The sequence below is a fragment of the Chryseobacterium sp. JV558 genome (assembly GCF_033712365.1).
Lineage (GTDB): Bacteria > Bacteroidota > Bacteroidia > Flavobacteriales > Weeksellaceae > Chryseobacterium.
Map to the genome: position 1 here is coordinate 17793 of NZ_WJHU01000012.1, position 19265 is coordinate 37057.

Annotated in this window: 15 protein-coding genes; 2 read left to right on the forward strand and 13 right to left on the reverse strand. The window is 37.0% G+C overall.

Annotated features, from left to right (window positions below; all coding sequences use genetic code 11):
• Positions 1-23: 23 nt before the first annotated feature.
• The 8 genes from GFU89_RS22620 to GFU89_RS22655 form a co-directional block, all read right to left on the reverse strand.
• Positions 24-530 carry a hypothetical protein gene (locus tag GFU89_RS22620; protein WP_318849278.1) on the reverse strand — a complete coding sequence of 169 codons (507 nt, stop codon included), beginning with the start codon at positions 528-530 and terminating at the stop codon, positions 24-26.
• A 141-nt stretch (positions 531-671) separates the two neighbouring features.
• A complete protein-coding gene (locus GFU89_RS22625; RefSeq protein WP_318849279.1) occupies positions 672-2039 on the reverse strand; it encodes a peptidylprolyl isomerase in 1368 nt (455 codons plus the stop codon).
• Positions 2040-2125: 86 nt separating this feature from the next.
• Complete coding sequence (locus GFU89_RS22630) at positions 2126-3049, reverse strand: PfkB family carbohydrate kinase (RefSeq protein ID WP_318849280.1); 924 nt, start codon at positions 3047-3049, stop codon at positions 2126-2128.
• A 27-nt stretch (positions 3050-3076) separates the two neighbouring features.
• Positions 3077-3634: a gliding motility lipoprotein GldD gene (gldD, locus tag GFU89_RS22635; RefSeq protein WP_318849281.1), complete on the reverse strand. Its 558-nt coding sequence runs from the start codon at positions 3632-3634 to the stop codon at positions 3077-3079.
• A 44-nt stretch (positions 3635-3678) separates the two neighbouring features.
• Complete coding sequence (locus tag GFU89_RS22640) at positions 3679-4713, reverse strand: A/G-specific adenine glycosylase (RefSeq protein WP_318849282.1); 1035 nt, start codon at positions 4711-4713, stop codon at positions 3679-3681.
• Positions 4714-4788: 75 nt separating this feature from the next.
• A complete protein-coding gene (locus GFU89_RS22645) occupies positions 4789-5250 on the reverse strand; it encodes a hypothetical protein (protein ID WP_318849283.1) in 462 nt (153 codons plus the stop codon).
• Between the two features lie 78 nt (positions 5251-5328).
• Positions 5329-6690, reverse strand: a complete 1362-nt coding sequence (locus GFU89_RS22650) for a DUF5458 family protein (protein WP_318849284.1) — start codon at positions 6688-6690, stop codon at positions 5329-5331.
• A gap of 20 nt (positions 6691-6710) precedes the next feature.
• Entirely contained in the window at positions 6711-7157 is a 447-nt protein-coding gene (locus tag GFU89_RS22655) for a type VI secretion system contractile sheath small subunit (RefSeq protein ID WP_318849285.1), read from the reverse strand.
• Between the two features lie 355 nt (positions 7158-7512).
• Between GFU89_RS22655 and GFU89_RS22660 the strand changes: the two genes are divergently transcribed.
• On the forward strand, positions 7513-8559 hold the full coding sequence (locus GFU89_RS22660) for a hypothetical protein (protein ID WP_318849286.1): 1047 nt from the start codon (positions 7513-7515) through the stop codon (positions 8557-8559).
• Between the two features lie 59 nt (positions 8560-8618).
• On the opposite strand, the gene GFU89_RS22665 is transcribed toward GFU89_RS22660, so the two are convergent.
• From GFU89_RS22665 to GFU89_RS22680, 4 genes are all read right to left on the reverse strand, one after another.
• Entirely contained in the window at positions 8619-10715 is a 2097-nt protein-coding gene (locus GFU89_RS22665) for a M13 family metallopeptidase (protein WP_318849287.1), read from the reverse strand.
• A gap of 404 nt (positions 10716-11119) precedes the next feature.
• On the reverse strand, positions 11120-13177 hold the full coding sequence (locus GFU89_RS22670) for a M13 family metallopeptidase (protein ID WP_413228618.1): 2058 nt from the start codon (positions 13175-13177) through the stop codon (positions 11120-11122).
• A gap of 76 nt (positions 13178-13253) precedes the next feature.
• Positions 13254-16652, reverse strand: a complete 3399-nt coding sequence (locus tag GFU89_RS22675) for a polysaccharide deacetylase family protein (protein WP_318849288.1) — start codon at positions 16650-16652, stop codon at positions 13254-13256.
• 95 nt (positions 16653-16747) lie between these two features.
• The gene (locus GFU89_RS22680) at positions 16748-17998 is read right to left on the reverse strand and encodes a CinA family nicotinamide mononucleotide deamidase-related protein (protein WP_318849289.1); all 1251 of its coding nucleotides are present in this window, start codon (positions 17996-17998) and stop codon (positions 16748-16750) included.
• 116 nt (positions 17999-18114) lie between these two features.
• On the opposite strand from GFU89_RS22680, the gene GFU89_RS22685 reads away from it, so the two are divergent.
• The gene (locus GFU89_RS22685; protein WP_318849290.1) at positions 18115-18588 is read left to right on the forward strand and encodes a hypothetical protein; all 474 of its coding nucleotides are present in this window, start codon (positions 18115-18117) and stop codon (positions 18586-18588) included.
• A 73-nt stretch (positions 18589-18661) separates the two neighbouring features.
• On the opposite strand, the gene GFU89_RS22690 is transcribed toward GFU89_RS22685, so the two are convergent.
• Complete coding sequence (locus tag GFU89_RS22690; protein ID WP_318849291.1) at positions 18662-19204, reverse strand: lipocalin family protein; 543 nt, start codon at positions 19202-19204, stop codon at positions 18662-18664.
• Positions 19205-19265 lie beyond the last annotated feature (61 nt).

The following is a 19265-nucleotide window of genomic DNA, read 5'->3' on the forward strand; positions in this document are numbered from 1 at the left end:
TCAAAAAAATTACAGAAAAGCAGCTAAATACGATCTTTTTTATATTTTTCTAAAACTGAATCTATAATAAAACTTATTTTGAAAAAATTTTGAACCAGTTCGTATACATTTTCCTGTATATCTTCTGTTTTAAGATTAACCCAGCCCTGCATTAAGGTTAATGGACCATATTTCACACTTACATTAGGCCAATCTTCCTGAGATTTCAAAAACTCATTCCGGAAATCCTGCGCAAAATTCCTACTGGATATCATATAGCTTTTCAGCGTTCTCAGCTTTAAAGCATGGATATTATAATACATTCTACCTTCCTGAATCGTTTCATCAGTTATCCAGATTGAAAAAAAAATTCTACCTGCAGCATCCAATGGAGACTGTGGATTTCCTGACCATTCAGGTTTATAGATTTTAAGGGCTGCGGATTCCAGAACAATATCAACAGAGAATTCCAATCCTTCGATTTCAAATTTTTCTTTGGATACTTTTGCTACAGCAAGATGAAACTTATTAAGATAAAAAGCATAATCCATATCATCCGTTTTTGTAAAGATATTGAATAGACCGTTTCAATTTATAGAAATAGAACATTTAAATTTAACAACGAAATAGAGGATTTTATATTCTACTTTTTCTACAAAAAAAAACCTTCAGAACTTCTGAAGGTTTTCATTTTATTTCGCCATGGATTGTTTCTTCCAGTTAGACTTAAAGCTACAACTGTTGTAACGTCCGTCAATGGAGATAAAAGTTGTAGGTAACTTAGAGTTAACAAACTTTTCAATCATTTCACTTTTCTTTTTATTCAGCGCCATCTGTTTGATTCTGCTAAAGTCTGTTTCCAGGGTAATCTGGTGAGAAGGAATCACATCTTCAATTTTAATGATTTTGATTTGCTTTCTCTTGTTTTCTTCATCTTCAAAAGCGGTAGTAATGTCTCCTTTATTCAATCCTGCCAATTCGTAGCTGATTGTTCCCGGAATACTTTCTCTTTCAATTTTATCAGAACCATCTGCTCCAGGAATTACCCCTGCGTTGAATTTTGTTCTTTTATCATCTGAGAATTTAAAAGCAGCATCTTTAAATGTCATTTTACCACCCGCGATAAGACCTCTGATACTGTCTAGTTTTGCTTTTGCTGTTTTAAGCTCATCATCTGTAGGTACTGCTTTTAACAAGATATGTCTTGCGTCATATACTTTACCTGATCTTTTCAATAACTGGATAATGTGGAAACCGAATTCAGATTCAATAGGATCTGAAATGTCATTTTCCTGAAGGTTCAATGCTGCAGCTTCGAATGGCTTCACCATCTGTCCTTTATTGATATTTTTGTACAATCCTCCGTTAGCAGCTGATCCTTCATCTTCAGAATAAATTCTAGCCTGGCTCTCAAAAGTCTCGCCACCAAGAATATCCTTCTTGATCTTCTTCAATCTGTTGATAAGGTCTTGCTTGTGTGCTTCCGTTAATGTTGGATAGATCATAATCTGAGCTAAAGTAACCTCATCTTTTACTTGTGGCAGCTGTGTTTTATACATATTATAAAAGTCAGTTACCTCATTTGGAGTTACATCGGCCTTCTCAGTTATTCTCTGGTATTTTGCCTGTCCGTAATACTGGTCTGTATCTATTTTTTCAATAGCATTTTTCAGCTCATAAGCATTTCTGAATTTGTAGGCAGCAAGCATTGTTTTTTCATCCGGAAATTGAGAAAGCATCTGACGATATTTTGCATTAGCCTGTTCTTTAATTGCTGCAGAACGATTTTCAATTAGGGTATCTTTTTTTGCTTCATATACAAGAAGCTTGTTGCTGATAAGGTTTTCCAGGAACTCACATTTGTCTGTATTGGCAGCTCCCTGTTGTTTTCCATAATTCATCTGCTCGAGTACATCAGATTCCAACACAATCTCATTCCCGATAACAGCTGAAATACCATCCACCAAATCTCCTTGTTTAAGCTGGGCATTCATCATATTTGAAGAGAATATCATGATGAAAATCCCAAGAAGAAAAGTGATTTTTAGTTTATTTGTCATTTTACTATTTTAACAAGTTGCAAATTTAGAATTCTTAACGAATTTCACTCAATTTTTTATTATAAATATTTCTTAAAAAGACTTATTTACTGCAGTTCAACATCAAAAGTCGTTAATTCTTTGAATTGTCTCAATCTACTGAACATATCTGCTTCGCTTACCTCCTCTATTCTTTCTGTTCCGAACTTCTCTACTGTGAATGAAGCCATAGCAGATCCTACGATAAGAGCCGATTTCATTGTTTCGAAATCTATTTTCTCTTTTTTAGCAAGATAAGCAGCAAATCCTCCAGCAAATGTATCTCCAGCTCCTGTAGGATCGAAAACATCTTCTAACGGAAGTGCAGGAATAGCAAATACCTTATTGTCATGGAAAAGTAAAGCTCCGTGCTCCCCTTTTTTGATGATCACATACTCAGGTCCCATTGTATGAATCTTTTTAGCTGCTTTTACTAAAGAATATTCTCCTGAAAGCTGTCTTGCTTCTTCATCATTGATGGTAATTACGTCTGTTTTTGCAATCATATCCATTAATATATCCCATGCAGAATCCATCCAGAAGTTCATGGTATCAAGGATAACCAATTTCGGACGGTTGTTCATTTTTTCAAGTACAGATAACTGAACTCCAGGGTGTAGGTTTCCAAGTAACAAAATTTCGGCATCCTGCATTGAATCCGGGATTTTCGGATCAAAATTCTCCAGCACATTTACTTCTGTAACCAAAGTATCTCTTGTATTCAAATCATTGTGGTATTTTCCAGACCAGAAGAATGTTTTTCCTTCTTTTACGATTTCAATTCCTTCGATGTTTACATCTCTGTCTGTGAACATATCAAGATGTTCTTGTGGAAAGTCTCCTCCTACTACAGAAACAATTCCGGATTTAACGCCTAAAATTGATGAAGTGATCCCGATATAAGTGGCTGCACCTCCTAAAATTTTGTCCGTTTTACCAAATGGTGTTTCAATTGCATCAAATGCAACACTTCCTACAACTAAAAGTTTCATATATTTTTCAATGTATATTAAAAGTAATTATTTTTTCCATTCAAAAGTGTCCAGCATGTGCTTCATATCATTTTTGATATAGTTCACTGCAGGCGCAAGAGAGTCCGGTTTCGGTCTCGTATTAAAGTATAGGTAAGCAGTAACGAAGTGTTTCGTACTGTCTGTAATGTAAAACTGAAGATTGGAAGCACTCTGTCCTTTCAGTTCATAGAAGTTCCCGTATACTTTCTTTTCAGGATATTCGAAAGATTTCGTATCTATAGAACTGGCTTTGATGGTATGTTCGTATACCATTTTTTCAGCTTCCTTGATGTGTTCTGCAAAGTCATTCTGTATCGGGTAATAGGTAACGAAAAGCTTTGCCTTCATTTTAGGATAATTCACATAGAACCAGCACGGTTTTTTAGCGGGTGCAATAGAAGCAAAATCCGAGTACTCAAAGGTATAGGCACAATCGTTTTCAAACTTTTGGTATTTCGGTGCAGGGTATTCAAGACGCAGTTCTCCATAAGGTTTTGGGGAAGGATCTTTTCCACATGAAATTAAAAGCAGTGATACAAAAATAAAAATGACTTTTTTAATCATTTTGCAAAAGTACAAATTAGATTTCAGATTTCGGAAGACAAATTTCAGTCTTTCAGACAGTTTTGAATGTAATTTTCCAAAGGCTTTGGAAACGATTTTTCGTGAGAGCCTTCAACATCTGTTATCAGGTATTGATTTTCAGCGATAAAATCATTCCATATCTTTTCTGAAGTGACTTCAACATTCAATATTTCAATGCTTAAATTCTTATGAGTCAGTTTATGGGCAATCGTTTTTGAACCTGTAATAAAGGTTTCCATATCAGAGGAAATGGCTGTAGGAAACTCAAATAACTTCTTCCATATAAAATCATCTTTTCTCTGACGAATCAGAAACTGGTTGTTTCTGTGAACAAAATAATAGGTTAACGCCAGATCTTCTGCTTTTACCTTTTTCGTTTTTACGGGATAATCTGAAATTTTATACATAGAAAATGCCAGGCAGTCTTCATTAACAGGGCATTCTCCGCAAAGTGGATTTTTGGGTTTACAGATCTCTGAACCTATATCCATCATCGCCTGATTAAAATCACCTACATTTTCCGGCATCACCAAAGTGGCCAGCTCAGAAAAATAGGCAAAGGCTCTTGAATTGGAAATATCAAAGTCATCAGCAAAAAGACGGCTCAGAACGCGGTAGAAATTACCATCAACAGCAGGCATTCTACCACCGAAACATATACTTGAAACCGCTGCTGCTGTATATTTCCCGACTCCTTTAAGTTTTAAAATTTCTTCGTATGGTTCAGGAAAGACACCCTGATAATCATTCATGATCTGCTGGGCAGCTTTATGGATATTGATGGCTCTGGAATAGTAGCCTAATCCTTTCCAATATAATAAAACTTCATTTTCTTCAGCTTCTGCCAACGTTTTTACATCAGGGAATCTTTTAATGAAATTATTGTAATGATTCAACCCCTGATTGATCCTTGTCTGCTGAAATACAATTTCACAGATCCAGATTTTGTACGGATCTTTTGTCTGTCTGAAAGGCAGATCTCTTGCATTATTACTGTACCATCCCAGGATTTTGCTGCCAATGTGTAGAAAATCTGAATTTCTGCTATCCTTCTTCAAAAATTTTTGTTTTGTTTTTTATGAGATACTCATGAACATCGTTTATGAAGTATTTTCAATTGGCAAAGATAAAATTTATTTATCAGCTTTCACAGAATAAACGGGAGCAGCTTTTAGCCACTGATAATTAAGGTTTCTGTCCTTCTTTAAAAAACGGTATCCTTCCAGGTTTTTCAGGTAGACATACATGGAATCAGTATTTTTTATCTTTAATTTATATTGGGATAAAAATAGCATTGGCATTTCTACGGTAGAATCTCTTACTGTTTTCAATACTTTTCCTGATCTTACTTTGTAGAGGAAGAATGATTTTCCACGGCCTTTTGAGCTGTCTGCCAACTTTACGTCTGCGCTTGCAATGACCAGTTCACTGCCATCAAAACATTCATCTTTATTCATGATGTATGCTTTCCCTTCCTGGCGCTCGTCTGCAAAAAGATCATTTTCGTACTGCCCCGGACTTTGGTATTTTTTTTCACAGCTTATCAAAAGTACCATCAATATAGCGGGTAAGCCAATGATAAGTTTCTTATTCATATTAAATTTCATAGGTGTTGGTTGAAAAAAAACCGATGTAAAATTGCATCGGTTTTTGTTATGTAAAGTAGGTGTATGTTATTCCTGAGTATATTCTGCATCCCATTCGTTACCATCATCTCCTTTGTGTCCGTCAAGTTTAATAACGAAACTTTTCGTAGGGAAATAAGGGGTCATACGGATATCCAGCCACACTCTGTCTTTATTTACTCTATCCTGCTCGAAACGAACAATCTTGAATTTTTCAATCAATTTGTCTGGTCCTTTGATATTATCAAGGAAAGTTACGATCTGTCTTCTCAAATCGTCTTCGTTTTTAGCATTCCAGTTTTCGAAAGCTCTTCTGTTCAAGAAGTCTAAAAGCACTTTGGTTACGTAATCGAATACACGAACTACGGAATACGTCTGAAGACCGATATTGTCTCCTGTAAATAATGTCTTCGCAGAGAAAGCCATAATTTTTCCGTACTCGTTTACCATTGGTACAAGACCCATTTTTTCCAACTGAGAAATTTCACTTTTCTTCAATTCGAATTTTACAGCGTCTACTTCGTTGATATTACCATGTTTTTTACCAGCTGCTACCTGAGACATCAGCGTTTTGTGGATTTTTCCAGCTAATGAAGTGGAAGGTGGAAGTTCTACGTTTTCTTCTTCACCTACTTCTTCAGCTTTACCACGTCCTACCAGCCAATTACACGTCATAATAACGTTACTTCTGTGAAGTTCTCCCCCTGTAAGGTTTGCAGAGTGGAATAAGTCTACCACATCATCCGGCTTATCAAGGTTGGCGAAGTCTGTAACCATCATTACTTTGTTTTCGTTACAGATTTTTGCCCATTTCTCGATTACCTTGTTGGATCCTAGATATCCTGGTATTGCAAGGATTGAATAGTTATCTCTAAGGTCAAGACGGTCATAGTAGTTTTTGAATTCTTCTGAGATTGCATCAATGAACAAAGGATTGTCCAAATCTGAAACCTGTTCTATGCTTGCGTTTACAATACTTACGTTGTCCACTTTATCCAATTCTGTATTTTTATAGAATTGAGCTACTGTTCTATAGTTAGTTTCCAACATACGAACGGTATCCAGTGTATTTTTTAAGTTTACCTTTAAGTTTTGGTCGGCCTGTTGTGCTTTAGTTTTGCACGTATCGGCCATTTTATCTGCAGACTCACTACCTTCTAAAAGGTTTACCCAAAGATTGATCTTCTGAAGAAGTTCTTTTCTTTCGTCTGCTTTATTGCTGTCATTCAGGAAGATTTCTTTTCTTGCCTTTCTTGTTGGGTTCATATTGGCAATACCGTCTACAACGGATTCAACAAAGCCAAATCCTCCCATTTTATTGAGCTCTGCAAGTGGGTTGCCCTTCGGTTGCCCGGAGTGTTGCTGCTGACCCTGCTGCTGGCTTTCTTGTGCCTGTAATTTGCTATCCATGATTTAATGTAAGTCTTTAATTATTTTTCAAGTTCTTGTGCCACTTCTTTCAATACATCTATGAACGCCGCTCTTGTCTGATCGTTCTCCAGCATATTGCGTAGAATTTTGTTTGTTTTCAGCTGACGTACTATTTTATTGTACTGCTCCTGCTCCATGCTCAGCTGCTGCAGATAATCTGACTTCTGAGTAAGGCTTTTAGGGGTAAAGTCTCCAAGGTTTTGAAAACGGAATTCTTCTTCTACCACTCCTCCGTCTTCTGTCTCGTGTTGTACCGATATTGAAGGCTGAAAATGTTTGAAAACGTCTTCCACTGTTTTTAATCCTGTTATGATTTCAGGAGTATAAGACTCTTCTGTTGTAAGTTGGCTTACTATCAGTGATTTATTTTCCTGTATTTCCTGAATAGCTTCATTAGCGTCCACTTTTACTTCGTTTCCGCCAACACCATAATTAAACATTGCCATATTATTATTATTTTGAGATTTCTTATTTTGGTTTGGATCTGTCTTTGAGTAATTTACAGATGAATCAAATAAATTACCAATCCAGTGTTTAAATTTAAAAAAAAACTGTAACATACAAAATTTTACTAAGATTTTTCTTGAATCTTCTAAATCTATTTATATTTATTCAACATACAATCACCGCATTACGATATCACTAAGCTATGAAAAAATAAATAAAATCATTCAAGAAAAAATAAAATAAAATTTTTGTCTGCTTTACTCCTACATAAATGTATCAAATGAATGTTAAAACAAGAATTCTTCATACGTTACAAAAAAATATTCTTTATATTTAAACAAAGTGAAAAGGGGCATGAAAGATGTAAAAATAGCGTTTAGAAAGCCAATATTTCCAGTTTCAGAAGCATTAGAGCAATATTTGGAAAAATATAACAGAACCACTAAGATTAAGTTTCTGTATGAAGACCTGCTAAGGTTTAGCGACAGTGTGAATATTCTGGATAAAGAAGGTAAGGATACTTTGTGGCTCGGGGTATTGTATCCTGAATATGAATTTAAAGAGATAGAGGCTAATTTAAATAAAATTTATACCCTCCTTCATTCTGATGGAGATACCGCCACCCTACCTTATCTGAAAGTGGATACCATTGACTTTTGTACCTTCGGAAATTCTAAACCGTTTCGGGTTCGGGTGAGAAATATACTGAACGATAATTATACTAATTTTTATATCAAACAGGCTGATGCTTCCCGGATATTCGGACTGGAGCTTGAAGATCTCCTTTCTCCCAACCGGATCAACTTTCTGGTTTATAAGAATACTCTGATTGAAGAGCATATTTTAGGAATTCCAGGTGATGTTTTTATTCAGAAACATCTGCTCAACTGTACGGAACTGGAAAAGGCGCAGATTTCCAAGGAATTTGTAAAATTCAATGAACGCTGCCTCATTGGGCTTCTTGGTGATATGAGATCTTATAATTATGTTGTTATTCCAATACATGATTTTGACCAGGTTATTTACAGAATCCGTCCCATTGATTTTGATCAGCAAACTTATGAGGGAAATCTGAAAGTCTATCTTCCACAGTATTTCAAAGAAAACAGTCAGATGGTCAATATGGTACTGGAAAAACTGAAACCCAGCTCCATAGAACAATACCGTAAGGAAGTACGTTCACAAATCGTAAAAAGAGTGACCAGCAGTAAAAACAGATTTGATGAACTCATTTCTATTATGAAAAAAGACAATATCGCGCCGGAAGCCAATGTTACAGAACTAAAAACTGCTTTACAAAAACTCACCTACGATGTCAATTTTAAGTATTGTAAAAGTATGGGAGACATTATAGAAACCGGAATAAAGTTTGTGATCCGGAATTATAAGAAAGAATATTAAAAAAGAGAATCCGCCTGCATGAGACGGATTCTTTCTTTTCTAACAATTTTAAGGTAAAATTACCAGATTTTTATTCTGTCCTGAGGAGCTTTATATAGTTTGTCTCCTTGTTTGATATCAAACGCTTTGATGAATGAATCCTGGTTGACCAATGGGCCAAAAGCTCTGAACATTCCCGGAGAATGCGGATCTGTTTTCACCTGGTTGATCATATACTGATCGGTAGCTTTTGTTCTCCACACGGTTGCCCAGCTCATAAAGAATCTCTGATCCTGAGTAAATCCGCTGATCTTTCCCGGGTTTCCTTTATCTTTTAAATACATCTGAAGGGCATCGTAAGCAACAGCTACTCCACCTAAGTCACCAATATTTTCTCCACTTGTGAATTTACCATTTACAAAGCTTCCTTTTACAGGTTCATAAGCACTGTACTGAGCTGCCAGCTGACCTACTTTTGCATCAAAGTTTTTACGGTCTGCATCTGTCCACCAGTTGTTAAGATTACCATCTCCATCGAAACGGGAACCGCTGTCATCAAATCCGTGAGAAATTTCGTGACCGATAACGGCACCAATACCTCCGAAGTTCACGGCTGCATCAGCTTTAGGGTTGTAGAAAGGCGGCTGAAGAATAGCGGCAGGGAATACAATTTCGTTGTTTGATCCGCTGTAATAAGCGTTTACAGTTTGTGGAGACATTCCCCATTCTGTTTTATCAACAGGTTTTCCTACTTTGTCCAGACTTCTCTGATACTGCCATGCTGCTACATTCTGAAGGTTAGAATATAGTGTTGCTCCCTCTTTTGGAGATTCTACTTTCAACTGTGTATAATCTTTCCATTTGTCAGGATAAGCAATTTTCACGGTAAATTTGGATAGTTTTTCCTGAGCTTTTACTTTCGTATCAGGAGACATCCAGTCTATATTGGCGATATGGGATTTGAATGATTTTAAAAGGTAATCAATATATGTTTCCATCTGCTTTTTCGCTTCAGGAGTGAAGTATTTGTCTACATACAGTTTACCGAAAGCTTCTCCAAGAACACCATTTACAAGGGTAAGTCCTCTCTTATCCATAGGACGCTGCTCTTTCTGACCCTGTAAGTATTTAGCATAGAAATCGAATCTGATCTGTTCTAAGCTGTCGTTCAGATTGCTAGCATTTCCATTGATGATATGGTATTTCAGATAGTCTTTCAGTAAAGGAAGATTTTTCTGTGTTACAAACTGGTCCATATTCTGGTAATACTTCAGTTCTCCAATGATCACTCTGTCAGTATTTACACCAGCATCTTTCAGGTATTTTGCAAGGTCAACATTTTTAACAAGTCCTGACAATTCTGATACATTTTTAGGGTTGTATCTTAAGTTGGCATCTCTGTTCTGCTCAAGAGTCAATAAGTAATTAGCCAGCTGTTTTTCAAAATCTACTACATTCTGTGCTGCCTGAGGAGAATTTTTATATCCTAAAACTCCGAATAGTTTTCCGACATAAGCCTGGTATTCTGTCAACGTTTTAGTATTGGCATCATTTACTTTCTGATAATAGTCTCTTCCCAAACCTAGGTCCGGACCACCAAGATACACCGCATTCATATTAGAATTCTTCATATCAGCACCTACTCTCCATCCGTAGAAAGAGTTGTCTCCCAATCTTGTAGCTTCCAAAAGGTATTTCTGAAGATCACTAAGACTTTTAATGGCATCTACCTTGGCAAGATCAGCTTTGATAGGAGCCAGACCTTCTGCATTTCTCTTATTGGTATCCATAAAAGAAGCGTAAAGATTCTGGATTTTCTGTCCTTCAGATCCGGCAGGATATGATTCTGTAAGGATTTTGTTTAATATATCTAATGAAGCATCATCTACATTTTCCCTCAAAGCATTGAAAGAGCCCCAGTTTGCTTTATCGGAAGGAATCTGAGTGGTTTTCACCCAATTTCCGTTCACATAGCTAAAAAAGTCATCCTGCGGGCGGACACTGGTATCCATATACGATAAATTGATTCCCTCTTCTTTTGCTTCTTCTTTTACCGGTTCAGCCACTTTTGCTGTAGCTTCAGTTTTATTCTCTGTCCCTGCAGTCTTTGCTGCACCACACGAATTAAGAAATACAATACCTGAAAGGGCAAGTATTCCAATATTTAGCTTTTTCATTAAGATAATTTTTGATTTTACACAAACTTATCAAATATACAAACTTTAATGATACGTGATGAGGGATATTTATAGAGGAATGGAGATTTAGGGTTGAAAATTTAAAGTTTTGAGTTGAAAGTTCAAGGTTCATAGCTTAAGGTTGAAGTTTTTGGGTGTCTTTGGGAATGTGGGTAAAGAATGAGATTGTGGTAGACCACCCCGTCAAAAATTCTTTGAATTTTTGCCACCCCTCCGGAGGATGGGAATGATGGAAGTCGTTATTGCAATTACAGTTCTTCCAATCCCAAATCTATAACTCCCACCACCTATTACCTATTACCTATTACCTATTACCTATTACCTAACATCTCCCACCTGCCCCCTAAAAAACAAAACCGCCCATTGCTGAGCGGTTGTTATTTTTACCAGATTTTAATTCTTTCTTCTGGAGTTTTGTATAATTTGTCTCCTTTTTTCACATCGAATGCTTTGTAGAAGGCATCAACGTTGATAAGCGGACCAAAACTTCTGAAGTATCCTGGAGAGTGTGGGTCAGTTTTCACCTGATTTACCATATATTTCTCACTGGATAATGTTCTCCAAACCGTTGCCCAGCTTAGGAAGAATCTCTGATCCTGAGAGAATCCACTGATTTTCCCTGGGTTTCCTTTGTCTTTCAGATACATTTGAAGAGCGTCGTAAGCAATGTTTACTCCACCTAAGTCAGCGATATTTTCACCGTTTGTGAAAGTACCGTTTACAAAAGTTCCTTTTACAGGCTCATATTTGTCATATTGAGAAGCAAGAGCTTTTGTTGCTTTTTCGAAGTTAGCTTTATCTTCCGGAGTCCACCAGTCTACTAAGTTACCATCAGCATCAAACTGTGCACCTGAATCATCAAATCCGTGGCTCATTTCGTGACCGATAACAGCACCGATACCTCCGAAGTTTACAGCAGCATCAGCTTTAGGGTTGAAGAATGGCGGCTGAAGAATAGCTGCAGGGAATACAATCTCGTTGTTTACCGGGTTGTAGTAAGCGTTCACAGTCTGTGGAGTCATTCCCCATTCTGTTTTATCCACTGGCTTACCAATTTTAGCTAAATCTTTATTGTACTGCCATTCGCCGATGTTCTGAAGGTTTTTATATAGATTTCCACCTTTTGCTTCAGAAACGATATTTAATTTTGAATAGTCTTTCCATTTATCAGGATAAGCAACTTTTACCGTGAACTTGTTCAGTTTCTGCATTGCTTTTTCCTTAGTCGTTGAAGACATCCAAGCTAAGTTATTGATATGAACTGCGAAGCTTTTCTTTAAATAGTCGATCAATTCTACCATCTGAGCTTTAGCTTCAGCAGGGAAATATTTCTCAACATATAATTTTCCGAAAGCTTCTCCTAAAGAACCGTTGATCAATTCAAAACCTCTCTTGTTAAGAGCTCTTTGTTCCTGCTGTCCTCTAAGGTATTTACCATAGAAAGCAAACTTCATGTTTCCTAAGTTTTCACTTAAGTAAGAAGCACTTCCGTGGATCATGTGGAATTTCAGATAATCTTTGATCACAGAAAGATTCTGAGCATTTACTAATTTATCGAAATCTTTATAGAATCCTAGTTCACTGATAATTACTTTATCTGTATTTACTCCTACTTTTTTAAGATACGCTGGAAGGTCAACTCCTTTTACCAAAGCAGAAAGTTCTGCCATCGTTTTAGGGTTATACTGAAGCGTGTTATCACGGCTCTGTTCGTTTGTCAGATACGTCTGTGCGATGCTTTTTTCATAATTTACGATACCTTTTGCAGCTTCATCAGCATTTTTGTACCCTAATTCTTTTAGCATTGAAGCTACATATTTCTGATATTCAGCAATAGCTTCTGTATTTTTCTCGTTTACTTTCTGATAATAATCTCTTCCTAAACCTAAAGAAGGGTTTCCTAAGTAAACGGCATTCATCTTAGAATCTTTAAGGTCTGCATCTACACCCCATCCGTAGAAAACATTTTCTCCTTCTTTGGTTACCGATGTAAGATAAGTCTGAAGATCAGCCATGTTTTTAATGGCATCAATTTTATTCAGATTTTCCTGGATAGGTTTGATTCCGTCTGCATTTCTCTTCTCCATGTTCATGTAAGTAGCATACAGATCCTGGATCTTTTTACCTTCACTTCCGTCAGCAAATTTATCTTTAAGAAGAGAGTTCAGGATTGTCATGGAATTGTTATCCGTGTCCTCAGCCAGTTTGTTGAAGCTTCCCCAAGTTGGTTTATCTGATGGAATTTTGGCAGTTTTCATCCAAGTTCCACTCACATAGTTGTAAAAATCATCCTGAGGACGCACTGAAGTGTCCATCAAGCTAAGGTCTAAGCCTTTGTCTGTGTTGTTCACTGCTACTTTAGCAGCTTTAGCTTGTGCGCTCATGGTAGTCTGAGTACAGATCCCTGCTATTAAAAACAAAGAAAGCGTTATTTTTTTCATTATGATAACAATTTTTAGAATATGTATGATTTATTTCGAATTTGTTACTTCTTAAGAAAACAAATTTAAACAAATATTAAGAAGTTGCTATCTCTTTTACATTTCCAGTCCTCTTCAGGAACCCCCAGGACTGCATTTCGCCTTTCAATGCCTTTCTTAAACTTTTAAACAAAACAATATACATCAGCCATCTGTACCCGAATCTCTGCGGAATAATATACAGCAGATTGATTAATTTTTCGCGCTGCATGATGAATGCCACTAAAGCTAAGGAAGCGTCCACCAGAAGAAAGATCAGATAATAGGTAAATATTTTATCTCCGTTTCCGGACAGAATTCCAAAGAACATAATCACATCCGCCAGCGGTGAGAAAAATGGAATAATATATTGAAATAATAAAATATTCGGCATTGCCCAAAGTCCCAATCCTTTATATTTGGGGTTAAGGAAAGTCTGTTTCTGTTTCCAGAACATCTGCATGATCCCATAGGTCCAGCGGAAACGCTGTTTTAAAAACTGATTGGCAGTTTCCGGAGCTTCAGTTACAGCAACCGCTCTGTTTTCATTAGCAACCGTATATCCTGCTTTTAAGATTTTCACGGTAATATCACAATCTTCGGCTAAAGTATCGGATGAATAGCCTCCAGCCTCAATAATCGCAGATCTTTTGAATGCCCCTATTGCTCCCGGAATTACGGTAATCGCGTTGATGTGAGCATAGGCCAGTCTGTCAAAATTCTGACTTGTTGTATATTCTATAGCCTGCCATCTGGTGAGCCAGTTGACTCTGTTCCCAACTTTCACATTTCCAGCTACGGCAGCAATTTTTTCTTCCGGATCTGAATTTAAAAATCTTGCAACCAGATATTTTACGGCATCCTGCTGCAGTTTGGTATCTGCATCAATACACACTACATATTCTGCATCCGTCTGTGATATTCCGAAATTCAGGGCCGTTGCCTTTCCACCATTTGTTTTGGTGAAAATTTTGAGTTTCGGGTGATCAGGGAATGCTTCTAATACTTTTTCATAAGTAGAATCCTTACTTCCGTCATCTACCATAATAATGTTGAAATTCGGGTAGGTCTGTTTCAATAAATTTTGCAGAGAAGAAACAATATTCACTTCTTCATTATAAGCGGGTACAATAATGGAAACTTTCGGATAGGATTCCAAGACTGGAAATTCACCCAATTTTTTCTCTTTTTTTCTTTCTTTAAAAGCCCAGTATGCCATCAGCAATAGTCTGATTAATCCTAACACAATGAAAATGGTAAACAAAGCTACCAGAAAATGGCTTATTCCATAAATTACAGTGGCCAGTACAAGGTTAAGCTGCATGATATAATATGACTTCGTTTTCGGAACTTCAGGCATTAGCTCACTTCTGGTTTTGTGCAGAATACTGGTCAGGTTTGTAAAATGATAGCCTTGTTTCTGAAGTGTTGGAATCAGAATTTTTAAAGCTTTCACCGTTTCTTCTCTGGTATCTCCGCCTGCATCGTGAAGAAGGATGATATTTCCTCTTTCTTGTTTGACTCCGGCCATTACACGTTTTACAATTTCATCTGATTTTATTCCCGGCTGCCAGTCTTCAGGGTCAATATTTTCTCCGATATCCAAATAATTCTGCTGTCTTGCTAATGCTACGGGAATAATCTCTTCTGAAGTGGTAGGCTCAGAATCTGCATTATATGGAGCTCTGAACAGAATTGTACTGTACCCTGTTACACATTCTATCAGTAATCTTGTCAGCTTCAGTTCCAGTAAAGCTCTTTCCGGGCTTACTTTTGCTACATTTTCATGGGTGAAGGTATGGTTTCCGATCTCGTGTCCTTCACGGTAAATCCGTTTAACGAGCGGAAGATTTTTTTCTGCATTTAATCCTACCAAAAAGAAAGCTGCCGGAACATGGTATTTGGACAGCACATCCAATATCTGTGGAGTATATGTTTCGTCCGGGCCATCATCAAAAGTAAGTACCAGCTCTTTTTGGGGAGCGCCTCCGTATTTTTTTACTTCGTAAGAACTTGGATAAGTGATGTAATTTTCGTCTGTGATAATTTTTTCTTTCGGATCAATTTCCAGTGCTATTTTTCCGTCATGAGGAGTATTCAGAACATCCAGTACTTCTCCGTCTCCGATATAATCCACCATGGTCTGACCCTTTACATTTTCCAGGGTTTTCAGATTCAGTTTGGAAAGACCGGCAAACGTAAGATCTTTATCATAGAAATTCCAGACTCTGCTGTCTTCACTTCCCAGTCTCCAAAGTGCTGTTCCTGCCAACGGATATTCTGAGGAAAAACGCATTGTATTGAAAATAGAAGCCGCATCATTGAAGAATACTGTATGAGTGAGATTTTTAGAATCGGTATAGGAATAATTTAAATTAAAAGTATTGTCATTAAAATCAATTACAGCTTTACTGGCACTGGCTTTGGTAATTGCCTGCATATAGGTTACGGACGTATTGTCATCTTTATTGGAGCTCCAGTCGTAACCATAAGCTCCAAGGCCTAAGATAATTTTTTGCGGAGAAGTTTGTTTTACGATTTTTCCGGTCTGCTCTTCGATCCATTTTTGGGAAGATACCGGTCCTGCATCACTTCCTGCAGAATATTCATCGTAAGCCATCAATACAAAGTAATCTACATAAGGATTCAATCTTGGAATGTTGTAATCATCATTATCCGTCATGATATCCATCGTTACCAGCAGCTGGTTCTTTTTGAAAGTTTCTGAAAGCTCTTTCATAAAGGCAATCAGGTTTTCATCAGAGTTCAGGTTCATATCCTCAAAGTCAATATTAATTCCTTTGAAATGATATTTTTTACACTGCTGGGCAATTTTTTGGATCAGATGTGTTCTCTTCTGCGGATCGTTTAGCACTTTCACCAATCCTTCGGAGCGAAATTCCTGATTGGAATTGTTGCTCAGCATCGGCATTGCAGCAACTCCGGTTCTTCTGATCACTTTATATCCTTCCGGATCTACATTCGTCTTCAGATCTCCTGTTTTAGGATCAAGGAAAAACCATTCTGGGAAAACAAGATTCACGTGTCTGATATTTCTTTTCAGAGACATCAGAGACTGAGGATCCCATGCTACATAAAATGCAGACCGGATTCCACCTGGAAACTGAGCCCAGTTTCTGTTCTGATTTTTATATCTTTCTGCTCTCGCCTTCTCAATTTTGTCAAGGCTGGTATGGATTGTTTTTTCAGAAATAAAGCTTCTGAAGCCTTTATATTCTTTGGAAATTTTATTCTCCTGAAGATAGGGTTTGTTGGCTGTAATTACGGCTTTATAATCTTCTTTAAAAGGAATTTTAGGACTTCTGTCCAGGGTCATCATCAGCCCCAAAGCAAGCAAAAGCAGTATTCCTACAAAGATAAAAATACGGCTTCCCCACTGTACACTTTTCCAGCGTTTCTTGCTGTTGGTCTGAAAAACCTGTTTGGAATTTTCCACAATTTCGAAATTTATGGAATGGCTCTCAAAAAGTGTGAAAAACTCTATTAAAATTAATTAAAAAAAAATTAAAAAGTAAAAAGTAAAAAGTGTATCTAACTGTTTATAAGAAGGCTTACAAGATCCTGAATCACCTTCTGTGAAACGAAATTCATAAAATCTACTCTTTCCAGATGCGGCATGTATAATTTGAATGTTTCTGCTTTGTCATTAATTCTTATCGTATAATACACCGTTCCGATATCTTTGCCATCTTCCCCTTTTCCAGGACCGGCTACACCTGTTGTAGAAAGAGAAATATTGGTTTCAAACAATTCCTGACAACCTTTTGCCATTTCCTGAGCTACCTCTTCACTCACTACAGTAAACTGATCTACGGTTTCTTTGGAAACATTTAAAATCTTTATTTTTCTCTCTGTAGCATAAGGCACTATTCCGCCAAGGAAATATTTTGAACTGCCTGAAACTGAAGTGATCATCTTTGCCAGCTCACCTCCTGTACAGCTTTCTGCCGTGGAAATTGTCAGGTTTCTTTCGGTAAGCATTTCTGCGAGAATATTTTCAATTTTATCCTCAGATACAGCGATTACGTGACCTTCTACTAAAGGAAGTAATTTCTGAATTTCTTCTTCTGTAATTTGTTTCAGTTGATCTTCATTATCACCGGAAGCCGTCAGACGAAGCTTTACACGGGTTCCTACCGGAAGATAAGACAGTGCAATATTTTCCGGAAGCGCCAGTTCCCAGTCTTCAATGGTGTCTGCCAAAATACTCTCAGGAATTCCCACCACAGAAACAATCCTGGTATGAATATAATGAAGGCTGAATCTTTCCTGTAAATAGGGAATAATCTGATCTTTGATAAGCGGTTTTACCTCGTAAGGAACACCAGGAAGGCTGTAACACAGTTTTCCATCCTGTTCCATCATCATGCATGGAGCCGTTCCGTAATGGTTTTGGAAAACAATGGATTTGGTTGGGACAAAAGCCTGTTCTTTATTTCTTTCCAGAATATCCAGGCGGCCTCTTCTTTCCATATAATTTTTAAGATGATTGAATGTCACCTCATCCAGAGCAATTTCATCATTGAAATACTCAGCCAGTGCTTTTTTGGTTTTATCATCTCTGGTAGGGCCTAGACCTCCTGTTGTAATGACTAAATCACCTGATTCAAAAGCAACGCTCAGTTCTTCTTTAATGGTTTCAATTTCGTCTGAGATCGTAAGAATCTGAGTAACTTTTATTCCTATGTTTTTAAGTTCAGCAGCAATAAAATTAGAATTGGTATCTACCGTGTTTCCAGAAAGGATTTCATCACCAATGGTAATCAGAACAGCTTTTTCCATATATTATTTTGTTGAAAAAAATTCTATGCAAATGACGGAAAATTCTCTGGCTGCAGCAATATAAATTGATTTTTTCTATTTTTGACGAAATTTATTTAAAACTACAATTAAGAATTATGTCTAAATATGATGATGCTTCATGGCATTATGGTGGTGATTTCCCTGAGGAGCTTCCTCAGAAAAACGGAGCAACGCATACAGGAATGTTCCTGAACTGGTGCATTCATAATAATCTGATTTCTGATGAACTGAAAGAAGATGGTGAAGAGGAAATTGAAAAATTAAAACGTAGAGAAATTACGGGTGCAGAATTCATTATGGATTCCTGCGACGGGAAATTTTCTGAGTATGACCTGAGTGAGCTGGGAAATCTTTTTGCAAAGGATTATTATGCAGACGATACCGATTTCGGAAACAGATACAGCTCGTTTGCTGATGATTACGTCAATATTTTTGATACTAAAGCAGAGGAAAACGATTACGAATACGAAACGTTCTATCACATTGAGGATACTTATGAAAACTATGATCTGATGAAACAGGTCATTGATCACCGTTTTGAGGAATGGAAAGAATATATTAAAAACTAAAGAATGAGGGCAAATCTGCAAATCACTGAAATCTAAATCTATCAGCTTTTCTGCAATTTTGCCCTTTTATTTTTTACTGATTATGCTTTACCCAGATCAGCTCATCGGTATTATAACCTATTTTTTTTGCTTTCTGAAGGAAACGCTGGCGGATACTTTCAGGAATGTTAGTGGTACGGGAAAGAATCCATAAATATTTTAAACTGCTTCCTGCCACCAAAGCATATTGATAGTCTTCATCAATATCTATGACGTTGTAACCAGCCCAGATCGGTTTAAAAAATGACACTTTCAAACGGGCTTCTTTCGGGTCTTTTACAAATTTTGCTTCCCCGATAGATTCATTCCATACTTTTTTAACATAATCGTACCCTTTATTTCTGACCTGAACTGTCCCATCCGGATTCTCTGTATATTCTGCAGTGACGTTGTCCATGTTTTTTTCAAACCTGTAGTCAAAACGGGCAACTTCGTACCATCTGCCAAGGTATTTTTTAAGATCAAAATTCTTTACCGCAGAAGCACCTCTCGGAATCCTTACAGAATATGAATTGAAAATAATAAGCCCCAGTGCTCCCAACGAAACGGGAAGTATAATTTTATGAATGGTTTTCATGACAGGAATATTTTGTGTGATTACTATAAAAACGTCAAAAATAATGCCTTAAACCTGTTAA